The sequence below is a fragment of the Streptomyces sp. NPDC047028 genome, assembly GCF_040644095.1.
Lineage (GTDB): Bacteria > Actinomycetota > Actinomycetes > Streptomycetales > Streptomycetaceae > Streptomyces.
Map to the genome: position 1 here is coordinate 59,931 of NZ_JBEYVS010000001.1, position 12,077 is coordinate 72,007.

Here is a 12,077-nt window from a genome sequence, read left to right on the forward strand (position 1 = left end):
TTCTCCAACAAGGCCTTCTGCGTGCATGGGTTCGCACCCTTCACATACGGTCTTGGCCGGGAATTACTGACCGGACATCGCAAAGCGCATCCAGGAAGTGCGCTCATGAACCCCAGGTGGCCACCAGATCAGCGCAGTGGACGATGACGGACGAGTCGGACAGAGCGATCTCGTGCGAACAGCCGTCGGCATGCGGGAGGAGTTCGTCCAGGATGACGGTTTCAGACTCCATCCAATCGATGGAATGCTCATGGTCGATCGAGAAACGAGTCACACCCCGGTACTCGATCGTCAGGCCGCTGTCGTGTTTCCATTCGTTCGGCGAGAAGGTGATGGTGAGCAGACCGTCTTTTCTTACAGGGATGGAGATGTCGGACAGCTCGAGGTCCTTTACGCATCGAGGGCTGCGGAAACTGTAGTGTCCTGGCTCCAAGGCGAATTCGCGCGCTCCGGGCGGCATCCCTTCCTGCAAAACCGGAAGTTCCCGCAGATAGTCACTGGGGTCAGTGTGAAACCCCGAAAGAGCGGGATTCCATTCGGCTTTGACGTATCTCATCCCTTGCAACTCGCTTCTTCCGTGGCGAGACGTGGACGCTTCCACTTGTCGCCTGTGATGTCCTGGGTTCCCTTGGGTCCTAGGCGTCCGGTGCCTCTCATGAAGTCGACAGCTTTCCCCTTCAGGGCGTTCTCGACACTGGCGGGAACGTCCGCGTCGGCTGCGGACTTGCCGTGCTTGTTGAACCAGCCATCGCTACCAAAGATCCCAACCTCTCTACCCCTCTTGTCGTACACGTGAATTTCGAAGTCGGTACCCCTGGTTCCTTCTTGCCAGTGATCCATTCTGCCCCGGTATCCCTGTCCGAGATAAAGCGGATCTTTGGGGCCACGTGCTGCCAGGCCCAGGTAGTCGATCCAGGTGTGGGGATTATGGACGTACGTGGCCGGGTTGGGGGCGGGCTCCAGGCCAAGCGGGTCCAAAGTGGTGTACCGGGCGGTCAGCGGGTCGTAGTATCGGTAGTGGTTGTAGTGAAGGCCGGACTCCGGGTCGTAATACTGACCTGGGAAGCGCAGCGGCGTGTAGGCGGTGGCGTCACGATTCCAAGTCGTCGTTCCCCAAAGGGTGCGACGCATGCGCCAGGCCGTCTCTCCATGTTCCGATAGAAGTTCGGTGGGGCTGCCCACCAAGTCCGTGACAATGCCGAAGAAGCGTTTGTTGATCTCGTGTTGATCGGTTTTTGCCGTGACTCGTTCGCACTGAATCACAGGGTGAATCCCCTCGTGTTCCCAAGTGATCGTGATCGCGTCGGGAAGATTCTCGGACGTAGTCGTCTGCTCGACCAGTGTGGGGCCATCCCAAGTGAAGTCGATCTGCTCAGTAATGGTGACGCCATCGGCAGCCATCAGATATTTGGCGATTCGACGGCCGATGGGGTCGTAGAGGTAGTGCCATGTCGCGCCATCAGGGGTGAGCACGGAGGTGAGTCGGTCCTCCGGGTCGTAGCGGAATCGCCAGGTGTCAGGCTTGCGGGACAGGCGCGCCTTCTGTCGCAGCACCGTACGTCCGGCGGCGTCGTGTTCATAGCGAACACGTCCTGCTGAGCTAACGATAGTGCCGGAGTAGTCGCGTTCACCGCGGGCCTCTGGAACGGCATGGGCGTCGGGCCAAATGGCACCCGTAAGGTTGCCTGCGTCGTCGTAGGAGTATGACTCCGTCCAGTCGCTCGAGTGGACGGCGGTGACTTGGCCCATGAGGTCGAGGGTAAAGCGACTGGGGCCTTGGTGAAGGTCTTGGATCCCCGTCAGGTGTCCGTCGGGCCGGTAGGCGTAGGTCCGGTGCTGAACTGTCCGACCGGAAGCGAATGCGGATTGAGCTGTGAGCCGATTCGCGGGGTCCCAGTCGTAACATAGGGCGAGGTGGTCGCCGATGCGACGGGTGGTCTCACGTCCCACGCTGTCGTATTCGGAGGCAACGGTGTACCCGCTGATCGTGAGCGTGGTGCGGTTGCCCGCGGAATCATAGACGAGGTCGGACGTCGCTCCCGTGGGGGTGGTGCGACTAGTCTCCCGTCCGAGAGCATCATAGGCATGTGTAAGAGTGCGGCCATTGCTCGTTTCCGAAATGATTCGACCCAGGTCGTCATATCGAAATGACATCTGAGCATCGGGGCTTATTGCCAGCCGCAGACGCCCCTCCGGGTCATACGTGTACGTCGTTATGGACCCGCATGCATCTTTTCGGGTGACGCGGTCAAGCGCGTCTCGCTCGAACCGGATGGTCTGCCCCATGGGCGTAGTCCTGGCGGCGAGATGACCCAGCGCGTCATGGGTATATGTGTGTATTCGGCCGTCGAAATCTATCTCGCGGGCAAGTCGACCCACCGAATCGTATTGGTACGACCAAATCAGATCTTGGGGATTTGTGACTCGTGTGAGATGGAGTTCTGTGTCGTAGCCGAACTCGTAGCGATTTCCCGCAGGCGTGACACGAGCAGTCAAAAGGTCGAAATTGGTGTACTCGAAGCGGCTGGTGCTGCCATTGGCATCTGTGTGCGCTGTACAGTTGCCTTCGTTGTCATATTGCCAAGACTCTTCCTCGCCCGTGGGGTTGACCCGTCGGAGCAGTCTGCCTTCCGCGTCCCATTGGAGGCGCGTCGAGCTTCCCAGTTGGTCTGTAACGGCGGTGGGTCGGCCAAAGGCGTCGCGTTCATAGTGGATTGAGGAGCCAGTGGGATCGACAATCTCGATTGGCAACCCGGCCTTGTCGCAGCGACAGAGGTTCACTTGATCAAGCGCATTGATTGCCGATGTCAAGTGCCCGGATGAGTCGTAGGTGAAGCGGGTCGTCGCTCCGGTCGGGTCGATGACAGCGATTCTGTTTCCACGCTCGTCGTACTGCTGCCGCCAGATCGCGCCATCCGCGTAAACGACTCGGGTCGGCATATCGAATTCATTGTGTTTGGTGCTTGCCCGGTGCCCGTCGGCGCGGAGCACCTCAGTCAGGTTACCGGCGTCGTCGTATGCGTAGTGGGTGGTGCGTCCAATAGCGTCGATAAGACTGATCAGTCGGTGGTCATCGTCCCATTCCTGGACCGTGCTGTTGCCCAGTGGATCCGTCTCGCGGATCAGGCGTAGGTCCGCGTTGTGTTCGTAGATGCGGGTGTGGCCGAGGGAGTCGGTTACGTGGGTGGTGCGGGTGGGATCGTCGTAGGTGAGGGTGGAGGCGAGGAAGCCGCCCGTGCCGCCGGTGGCTTCGACGCGGCCTCGTTCGTCGTAGCGGTACCAGTAGGTCGTGGCGTTGCGGTCGGTCCAGGAGGTGATGCGGCCTTCGGGGTCGTAGGTGTAGCGCAGCGGGAGGCCGGAGGAGTTGTACTCCTCGGTCAGGTGGCCCTGGTCGTCGTAGCCGAAGGTGAGCAGGGTGGTGCCGGGGCCGTTGGGGTGGGCCGGGTCGATCAGGCGCAGGCCGGTGATGCGGGAGCGGGCCGGGTTGGTGTCGACGGCGATGCGGTAGCCGCCTGAGTGGACGACTGCGCCGGGGACGTCGCCCTGGGTGTACTCGATGGTGATGCGGTTGGTGTTGCGGTCCTGGATGTGCTGCAGGGGGAGGTCGACCGCGGTGTCGCCGGCGGCCGGGACCGGGGAGTGGAAGACGTATGACAGGCCGGTGTCGGGGTCGTGCACGCGGATCGCCCCGTCCGTTTCCGGGTCCCAGGCCAGGGTGAGGCGGGAGCCGGGGGTCTCGGGGCGGACGGGGGTGTTGGTCTCGGGGTCCGGGTGCGGGAAGCAGAGGCGGGCGCCGTCTGCGGTGGCGTAGACGAAGCCCTCGTCATCGGCCTGGACACGCTGGTCGAGGGTGGAGGCCCAGGTGGGTCCGAACCAGCCTCCGTGGCGGTAGGACGAGAGGTGCGTGCGCTGCAGGATCAGCGGGAGCACGCCGGGCAGGCTGGTGTCGGTGCGGGTCAGGGCCATGTCGCCGGTGGCCACGTCGATCGGGTCCCGGACGAACTTCTTGACCATGTTGCGGACCGACGCGGGCAGCTTGTTGAAGCCGGGGTTCAGCCTCAGCCGTTCGAAGGCCGCGCAGTCCAGCCCCATCGACTTGCTCAGCTTGGCCAGGGCGGCCGGGCCGAGTCCCTTCAGGCCCTTGCCGAGGGCCTTGCCCAGCACACCGAAGCCGACGCCCATCAGGGCGCCCTCGGTCAGGATGCCGGCGAGTTTGCCGGGGTCCTTGAACGCGCCCGGGTCCTCCAGGAGGGTGGTGAACGCGGAGAACTTCATTCCGTCGGCCGCCATCTTGCCCGCGGCGGTGACTCCCCGGATCTCCTTCAGCGCCTTCAGCGCCCGCTCGATGCCGCGGATGACCTCCATCACCCCGCGTACGACCGAGCCGAGCGCCGTCCCCTCCTCCTCGATGCGGCCGACCAGCGCCACCACCTTCAGCGCCCGTTCGCCCGCCATCAGGTTCGATACGACCTCCGAGGTGCCCGCGGTGAGGATGGACAGGGCGAGACCGGCGATCTCGAACTCGGCGATCTCCGCCAGCAGCGTGCCGATCTCGGACAGCATCTCGTGCGCTTTGTCCGCGAAGTCGTCCAGCGCCTTCGCGCCCTTGCGCAGCGCGTGCGCCATCTCGGTCGCCTGTTTACGGGCCTCCTTGGAGCGCTTGTGGAACGCCTTGGCGGCCTTCCCCTCCCACTCCACCCCCTTCAGGGCGGTGTCCGCTGCCGAGGAGGCGCCCTCCAGTCCGCCGGCCAGGTGGCGCCACTTCTTCGCTATCTCCCGGACCCCGTCCGGATCCACCGCCGGATTCGAGATGCCCAGGAACTCCAGGCCACTGGCGAGGTCGTCGCCCATCGCGTGGTTGAACTTGTTGATGTAGTGCAGGGGGTTGAGATCCACCATGGGACGCGCGCCTCAGCCCTTCTTCGCCTTGGCCTCGGCCGCGATCAGCAGGTCGAGCAGGTCGAAGGCGTCGGACACCGCGCCGATCAGCTTCGCCTCGGCCGACCACTCGTCCTCCAGCTGCTTCGTCAGCTTGGAGAGGGTGGTCATGCCCTTCTCGATCTCACTCTTCGCACCCAGCAACGACCCCAGGGCTCCCAGGGCCCCCAAGTCGTGCTGCTGCGCGGTGAACTCCGCCAGCGGCTTCGCCGTGTGGTCCCGACCCACCGACCGCAGACCCGACGCCGCCTTGTTCATCGACGACGCCTGCTTCTTCAGGTCCGACACCCGAACCATCCCCCGAACTTGACCCTCTTGCCCCTGTGCACATGCCAACCTGCACGACAGTAGGGAGATCGGTTATGCGGAAAGTATGGGTGACGTCAAGGAGAGGTAAAGCCGGACACTTTATGTCCGCTTGGAGTCCGAAGCCTTTCGGTCCGGGTCCTGGGACGGCACCGGGCGGGGGTTTCGGTAGCCGCTCACCGTCCCCGAGATGATCGCCACCAGGGCGATGGCCGTGCCCACGGCCGCCGTTGCGGCCCACGCGGTGGCCCAGGGGGATTGGGCGAGGTAGGGGCGGTGCGCGGACAGGTAGCCACCCTGGAGGAGAGGGGCACCGCCGACGGCGCCGAGGAGGCTACCCACCATGGTGAAGACCACGTATCCGTTCCTGGCGCGCAGCCACTGCATGACCAGGACCAGCGCCGCCAACGTCACGACGATGGCCGGGCCGGAGCCCAGGCGGTCGTCGTAGCGCATCAGCTTGGAGCCGGTCCAGGAACTGAGCGCCAGGCCCGCCAGCGTGAAGGCGAGAACGGCTCCGCCCCGCCAGGCCGCGCCGAACGGGGTTCGCGCGGGCCATGATTCGAGTGGTTCGGCCGGTGTCGGAGTCGGTCTCGGTGTCGGCGTCGCTGTCACGGGTCCCCCGGGTTCGGTCCGGCCGGTCGGCCCGGCTCAATGGAGAAGGTACGGACTTGCGTGCGGGGCCGGGAAGGGGCCCATGGGTGGTGCCGCGCCGGCTTGGGACGCCGATGGCCGGCGCTTTGCCTGGACTTGGTCAGGGCCTCGACGCGGAGGCGTTCCCGCTTCTCGCCCTGGCGCAAGCCCGCCGGCCAGACCAGTACGGATAGGAGATCAGGACGCGAGCGCCGTAGTCGAGTGAGTTGTCCGAGGGCGAGGCCCAGGGGATCCCCCCCTGCGCCGAAGAGGAGGAGGGCGGGGGCGAGACGAGGGCGACCGGTGAAGGGGCGGTGGCTGTGGGGGAGGGCGCGTCCCCGTTCGGGGGAAGTTCGCCCTTTGCGCGGTTCGAGCGCGTTCCCGCACGCGGATGAACGGCCTCCTCGCCGAGCGCATGCCCCTCGCGCTCGATCACCCGCTCGCCGCGCTCGGGGCCTCGGCCGCCTGTAGCGGGTAAAGATCACGACTTGAGTGATCCCGCCCTTCGTAAGCGAATTGTGCAGAGTGCGTGGGCGGGTGGTGAGGAGTGCCGCGGGTCGGGCGGGGGTTCGCTCACGCACAGGAAGCCCGTGACCTGTCGCCTCGGAGACAACGGGGTCACTCCCGTGGGGCGTTGCAGTGGGCAACGCGGTGCCTGCCGGGAGTGGGCTGCCCGGGCGCGCCTTGAGGGGCTTATGTACGGCTGATACGGTGCGATCGCTTGACACCCACCGCTGCGCTGGGTAGTTCGCCCGGCCCTCGCGACGCCGGTGGTGAGGTGTCCGGCGACGCACGGAATGTGACAGGCGAGACCTTCTTGGGTGTACGGGGAGCGGTTGCGTGAAGATCCAAGAGCGTACGGGGGCGGGCGCCGGTCGTTCCGCCGCTCCGGCTCAGCCACCGGTCGGTGACCGGCTTCCCACGCCGCCGCGTGAGCGCAAACCCGCCCTCGCCGCGCTCGCCGTGCTGCTGATCCTGCTCGGCGCGCTCGGTGCCACGACCCTCGTGCTGCGCGCCGGCGACCGGATCGAGGTCATCAAGGTGACCCAGGACATCGAGCCGGGCGACTCCGTCAACAAGGACAACATCACCTCCGTCATGGTCGCCGCCGACAACGGCGTCAACTACGTCAAGTGGGACCAGCGGTCGCAGCTGATGAAGCTCAAGGCGCGCACGGCCATCTACAAGGGCACGGTCGTCGTGGGCCAGATGTTCGCCGAGGGCTCCACCCTCCCGGCCGGCAAGGCCGTCGTGGGCGTCGCCCTCAAGGAGGGCCAGTACCCCGCCGACATCAAGAACGGTGACACCGTCGCCGTCTACAACGTCGACACGAGCGGCAAGAGCACCGGCTCCGGTGCGTCGTCCTCCGCCGGCGGCCTCATCGTCGACAACGCCAAGGTCCAGAAGCGGGCCGACGACAGCGACGCCACCATCAGCACCGGCAACCTGTCGCTGACCCTCCTCGTCGACCAGACCGACGCCGCCGCCGTCGCGCGGGCCGCGTCCGCCGGCACGGTCGCCGTCGTGCACGTTCCCGGCAGCGGCAACTAGAAGGCGGCACCCACCCCATGGCGCTCATCGCTCTCGCCGCCGACAAGGGCTCTCCCGGCGTCACCACGGCGGCCGTCGCCCTCGCCGCGGTCTGGCCGCGCCGCGTGCTGCTCGCCGAGACCGACCCGGCGGGCGGTGACCTCGTCTACCGCAGCGCCGCCGCCCACGGCGGCCCGCTCAACCCCAACACCGGCATGCTGTCCATAGCCGCCACCGCGCGGCGCGGCCTCGTGCCCGACCAACTCTGGGACCACGTCCAGCCGTTGAGCGGCGGCCTCGACGTACTCGTCGGGCTCGGCATCGCCGAGCAGGCCACCGGGCTCGCCGGCCTGTGGCCGACCCTGGGGCACGCCTTCGCCTCCCTCGCCGACTCGCCCGACGCCCCCGCCGACGTCATCGCGGACTGCGGACGCGTCAGCGGCGACACCCCGGCCCTGGAGCTGTTCCCGCACGCCGCGCTCGTGCTGCTCGTCTCGCGCACCGAACCCGAGGCGCTGGCCCGCGTCCGGGACCGGGCCGCCGCCCTGTCGACCAAGCTGCACGGCGGCCCCCGCGGCGCCGCCGCCCTCGCCACGCCGCTCATCGGGGTGCTGCTGATCACCGACCCGGGCAGCTCGGCCAAGCTGGTCAACCAGGTCAACGACATGCTGGTGCACGCCCAGACCGGCGCCCGCGTCCTCGGCACCCTCGCCGACGACCCCGCCGGCGCCGACCAGCTGGCCGGCCGCAGGCGGGGGCGGCTCGACAAGTCCCTGCTGGTCCGCTCCGCCCGCAAGGTGACCGCGGACCTGTACCAGCAGTACGGCGCCACCTGGACCGTACCGGCGCAGCAGGCACACCAGCCGCAGCACCTGTCTCAGCCCCAGGGCACGCAGACCGCGCAGGGCGCGCATACCGGGCAGCCCCAGCAAGGGCAGCACGCCCAGCAGCCGCAGCAGTCGTACCAGCAGCCGCAGCCCCAGCCGCAGCCCCAGCCGCAGCCGCCGCAGCAGCCGTACCCCTCCCCCCAGCAGCCCCAGCCCGGCCCCGGCGGGCAAGGTCACCTCGGAGCCGGCCGATGACCGCTGTCGACCACCAGTTGGTCAAGCGGTTCCGGCAGGACGCCGGCGACCGTATCGCCGAGCAGCGCCGCCAGGACCAGGTCGCCGGCGTCGCCCCCATGTCCACGGAGGACGAGCGGCAGTACGCCCGCGCGGTCATCGCGCAGATCCTGGAGGAGTACGCCCGCGCGGAGATCAGCGCCGGCCGCACGCCCCCGGACGCCGAGACCGAGGAGCAGTACGCCGCCGCCGTGCACGCCGCGCTGTTCGGCGTGGGCCGGCTGCAGCCGCTGCTGGACGACCCCGAGGTCGAGAACATCGACATCAACGGCTGCGACCAGGTCTTCATCGGCTACTCGGACGGACGGGAGGTGACGGGAGAGCCCGTCGCCGAGACCGACGAGGAGCTGATCGAGCTGATCCAGGTGCTCGGCGCCTACTCCGGCCTGTCCTCCCGGCCCTTCGACTCCGCCAACCCGCAGCTGGACCTGCGGCTGCCCGACGGTTCCCGGCTGTCCGCCGTCATGGACGTCGCCCGGCGCCCCGCGCTGTCGATCCGCCGGGCCCGCCTGGGCAAGGTGTTCATATCCGACCTGGTCGGCAACGGCACGCTGACGCCCGAGGTCGCCCACTTCATGGCCTGCGCCGTCCGCGCCCGCAAGAACATCATGATCGCGGGCGCGACGAACGCGGGGAAGACCACCCTGTTGCGCGCCCTCGCCAACGAGATCCCGCCGCACGAGCGTCTGATCACCGTCGAACGCGCCCTGGAACTCGGCCTCGACACGTTCACCGACCTGCACCCGAACGTCGTGGCGTTCGAGGAGCGGCTGCCCAACTCCGAGGGGCAGGGCGCCATCGCCATGGCGGAACTCGTCCGCCGGTCGCTGCGCATGAACCCTTCCCGGGTCATCGTCGGCGAGGTCCTCGGCGACGAGATCGTCACCATGCTGAACGCGATGTCGCAGGGCAACGACGGCTCGCTGTCCACGATCCACGCCAACAGCTCCCACGAGGTGTTCAACCGCATCTCCACCTACGCGCTCCAGGCGTCCGAACGGCTGCCCATCGAGGCCAGCCAGATGCTGATCGCGGGCGCGGTGAACTTCGTCGTCTTCATCCAGCGGCGCAACGACTACCAGACCGGCGGCCGGCTCCAGCGCATGGTCACCTCCGTCCGCGAGGTCAACGGCGTCGACGGCCGGGTGCTGTCCAGCGAGGTCTTCGCCGAGGCGTCCGACGGACGGGTCGTACCGCACGCGCCCATCGCCTGCCTGGAGGACCTGATGGCCCACGGCTACCGGCCGCATGGAAACTGGGGGTGACCATGAACCTCGCAGAGAACCTCGGAGCGAACCCCGGTGCACTCGGCGGGCTGTTCTCCACCACCGTCCTGTACGCCCTCGGCAGCGGCGTCGTCGCCGGCGGCGGACTCGCGCTGCTGATCGTCGCGATCCGCGGCCTGCCCGCCAAGCCCGCGCACGAGAAGCAGAAGGCCAACGAACGGGCCGCCGAACTCCTCCGGTTCGCCGGACAGCGCGGCTCGATCGCCGCGATCGTCGGTCTCGCCGTCCTGCTGGTGACCCGCTGGGCGGTGGCCGGCATCGCCGCCGGCATCCTCGTCTTCTTCTGGGACCGCCTCTTCGGCGGCGCCGCGGAGGAACGCGCCGCCATGCGCCGCGTGGAGGCCCTCGCGTCCTGGACCGAGTCGCTGCGCGACACCATCGCCGGCGCCGTCGGCCTGGAGCAGGCCATCCCCGCGTCCGCGCGCGCCGCCGCCCCCGTGCTGCGGCCTCACCTGGACGCGCTCGTCGACCGGCTGCGCTCCCGGACGCCCCTCCCCGACGCCCTCCAGGTCCTCGCCGACGAGATCGACGACGCCTCCGCCGACATCATCGTCGCCGCCCTCATCCTCAACGCCCGGCTGCGCGGCCCCGGTCTGCGGCAGGTGCTCGGCGCGCTCGCCAAGTCGGCCCGCGAGGAGGTCGACATGCGGCAGCGCGTGATGGCCCAGCGTGCCTCCACCCGTCGCTCCGTGCAGATCGTCGTCGCCGTGTCCGTCGCGTTCGTCCTCGGACTCGCCGTGTTCAACCGCCAGTTCGTCGCGCCGTACGGCACCGCCGTCGGCCAGCTGGTCCTGCTCCTCGTCTGCGCACTGTTCGGACTGGGCTTCTGGTGGCTGCGCAAGCTGTCCACCATCGAGACACCCGAACGCTTCCTGGTCCACGACGAGTCGGCCGTGCGGTTCGTCCGGCCCCGCACCGCCGCCCAGCAGGAGGAGGGGGTCCGGCGATGAGCCTCACCATGCCCATCGTGGTCGGAGTCGTCTTCGGCCTGGGGGTGTACGCCCTCGTCCGCGCCCTGACCCCGAGCAAGCGCAGCGCGGTCGCCCAGGTCGCCCGGATCGACGCGATGCGGGCGCGCGGAGCGGCGTACGAGTCCTCCCGCCAGACCCGCGACACCGGCCGCCTCGGCTCAGTGCGCGCCCGGGTCGGCGCCCGCATCTCGGAGTTCTACCTCCAGCAGGGCTGGGAGCAGCGCTCGCTGCGCGCCGACCTCGCCGTGCTGGACCGGGGCTGGGAGAACTTCCTCGCCACCAAGGTGCTGCTGGGCGTGGCCGGGCTGTTCTTCGGACCGCTGCTGTTCGCGGTCGTGTGGACGCTGGGCTTCGGCTCCGGCCCGGTCATCCCGGTGTGGCTCGCCCTGATCTGCGCGGCGCTGTTCTTCTTCCTGCCCGACCTGGAGGTACGGCGGGACGCGGCGGACAAGCGGCGGGACCTGCGCCGGGTCATCGGGGCCTACCTGGACCTGGTGTCGATGAGCCTGGCCGGCGGCCGGGGCCTGCCCGAGGCGCTGATGGCGGCGGCCGAGGTCTCGGACGGCTGGGCCACCCAGCGCATCCGCAACGCGCTCGCCGACGCCCGGATCACCGGCCACAGCCAGTGGCAGGCGCTCGGCGCGCTCGGCGAGGAGCTGGGCGTGGAGGAACTCAAGGACCTGTCCGCCTCGTTGGCCCTCGTCGCCGACGACGGAGCCAAGGTCCGCGAGTCCCTCGCCTCCCGCGCCGAGACGATGCGCCACCGTGAACTCTCCGAGATCGAGGGCAGCGCGGGCGAGAAGTCCCAGTCGATGCTCGTCGCCCAGCTGCTGCTCTGCGCCGGCTTCCTGGTGTTCCTGATCTTCCCGGCGGCGATGCGGGTGTTCCAGGTGTGAGCTGCTTCGAGAACCTCCGCCCATCGCATCCGCGTCTTCAGCACCACCCATTGTTTCGCCAGACCGAAGAGGACTAAGGGGACTGCCCATCATGAACGGACGGATGAACGGAAGGCCGACCGGACGGAGCCTCGTCACCGGGATCCCGGCGGTGGACTTCCTGGTCACCTTCCTGCGCGCCCGCGTCGACCGCGCCCGCTCCGGCGAACTGGACCGGGGCGCCTCGGCGGTGGAGTGGGTCATCATCTCCGCGGTCGTGGTGGCGATCGTGGGAGTGGTGGCGGCGATCATCACCAAGGCGCTGAAGGGCGGCGCCGACCACGTCGGCAACTGCATCCAGGGTGCCCAGGCGGACAAGACCTGCTGAGCGGCCGTACGACACGACACGACCGGAAC

Annotated in this window: 10 protein-coding genes; 6 read left to right on the forward strand and 4 right to left on the reverse strand. The window is 68.1% G+C overall.

Annotated features, from left to right (window positions below; genetic code table 11):
* Positions 1 to 103 precede the first annotated feature (103 nt).
* The 4 genes from ABZ854_RS00330 to ABZ854_RS00345 all read right to left on the reverse strand — a co-directional run bounded on the left by ABZ854_RS00330 (position 104) and on the right by ABZ854_RS00345 (position 5,859).
* Positions 104 to 556, reverse strand: coding sequence for a hypothetical protein (locus ABZ854_RS00330; protein WP_361202140.1), 453 nt, complete (start codon positions 554 to 556; stop codon positions 104 to 106).
* Positions 553 to 4,899, reverse strand: a complete 4,347-nt coding sequence (locus ABZ854_RS00335; RefSeq protein WP_361202142.1) for a DUF6531 domain-containing protein — start codon at positions 4,897 to 4,899, stop codon at positions 553 to 555. Before ABZ854_RS00335 ends, ABZ854_RS00330 begins: the two co-directional genes overlap by 4 nt.
* A 12-nt stretch (positions 4,900 to 4,911) precedes the next feature.
* Positions 4,912 to 5,235, reverse strand: coding sequence for a hypothetical protein (locus tag ABZ854_RS00340; RefSeq protein WP_361202144.1), 324 nt, complete (start codon positions 5,233 to 5,235; stop codon positions 4,912 to 4,914).
* A gap of 111 nt (positions 5,236 to 5,346) precedes the next feature.
* Positions 5,347 to 5,859 carry a hypothetical protein gene (locus ABZ854_RS00345; protein WP_361202146.1) on the reverse strand — a complete coding sequence of 171 codons (513 nt, stop codon included), beginning with the start codon at positions 5,857 to 5,859 and terminating at the stop codon, positions 5,347 to 5,349.
* A gap of 858 nt (positions 5,860 to 6,717) precedes the next feature.
* Here ABZ854_RS00345 and ABZ854_RS00350 point away from each other — a divergent pair.
* From ABZ854_RS00350 to ABZ854_RS00375, 6 genes are all read left to right on the forward strand, one after another.
* A complete protein-coding gene (locus tag ABZ854_RS00350) occupies positions 6,718 to 7,428 on the forward strand; it encodes a hypothetical protein (RefSeq protein WP_361202148.1) in 711 nt (236 codons plus the stop codon).
* A 17-nt stretch (positions 7,429 to 7,445) separates the two neighbouring features.
* Positions 7,446 to 8,489 carry a hypothetical protein gene (locus tag ABZ854_RS00355; protein ID WP_361202150.1) on the forward strand — a complete coding sequence of 348 codons (1,044 nt, stop codon included), beginning with the start codon at positions 7,446 to 7,448 and terminating at the stop codon, positions 8,487 to 8,489.
* A complete protein-coding gene (locus ABZ854_RS00360) occupies positions 8,486 to 9,793 on the forward strand; it encodes an ATPase, T2SS/T4P/T4SS family (RefSeq protein WP_129307499.1) in 1,308 nt (435 codons plus the stop codon). The genes ABZ854_RS00355 and ABZ854_RS00360 overlap by 4 nt, the downstream gene beginning before the upstream one ends.
* Positions 9,794 to 9,795: 2 nt before the next feature.
* Positions 9,796 to 10,764 carry a type II secretion system F family protein gene (locus ABZ854_RS00365; protein WP_361202152.1) on the forward strand — a complete coding sequence of 323 codons (969 nt, stop codon included), beginning with the start codon at positions 9,796 to 9,798 and terminating at the stop codon, positions 10,762 to 10,764.
* On the forward strand, positions 10,761 to 11,681 hold the full coding sequence (locus ABZ854_RS00370) for a type II secretion system F family protein (RefSeq protein WP_361202154.1): 921 nt from the start codon (positions 10,761 to 10,763) through the stop codon (positions 11,679 to 11,681). Before ABZ854_RS00365 ends, ABZ854_RS00370 begins: the two co-directional genes overlap by 4 nt.
* A 91-nt stretch (positions 11,682 to 11,772) precedes the next feature.
* Entirely contained in the window at positions 11,773 to 12,048 is a 276-nt protein-coding gene (locus tag ABZ854_RS00375) for a hypothetical protein (protein ID WP_361202156.1), read from the forward strand.
* Positions 12,049 to 12,077: the final 29 nt, after the last annotated feature.

Bases quoted from the DNA above. Each gene is read 5' to 3' on its own strand.
- ABZ854_RS00330 (WP_361202140.1), bottom strand. From the start codon at position 556: ATGAGATACGTCAAAGCCGAATGGAATCCCGCTCTTTCGGGGTTTCAC.
- ABZ854_RS00335 (WP_361202142.1), bottom strand. From the start codon at position 4,899: ATGGTGGATCTCAACCCCCTGCACTACATCAACAAGTTCAACCACGCG.
- ABZ854_RS00340 (WP_361202144.1), bottom strand. From the start codon at position 5,235: ATGGTTCGGGTGTCGGACCTGAAGAAGCAGGCGTCGTCGATGAACAAG.
- ABZ854_RS00355 (WP_361202150.1), top strand. From the start codon at position 7,446: ATGGCGCTCATCGCTCTCGCCGCCGACAAGGGCTCTCCCGGCGTCACC.
- ABZ854_RS00360 (WP_129307499.1), top strand. From the start codon at position 8,486: ATGACCGCTGTCGACCACCAGTTGGTCAAGCGGTTCCGGCAGGACGCC.
- ABZ854_RS00365 (WP_361202152.1), top strand. From the start codon at position 9,796: ATGAACCTCGCAGAGAACCTCGGAGCGAACCCCGGTGCACTCGGCGGG.
- ABZ854_RS00370 (WP_361202154.1), top strand. From the start codon at position 10,761: ATGAGCCTCACCATGCCCATCGTGGTCGGAGTCGTCTTCGGCCTGGGG.
- ABZ854_RS00375 (WP_361202156.1), top strand. From the start codon at position 11,773: ATGAACGGACGGATGAACGGAAGGCCGACCGGACGGAGCCTCGTCACC.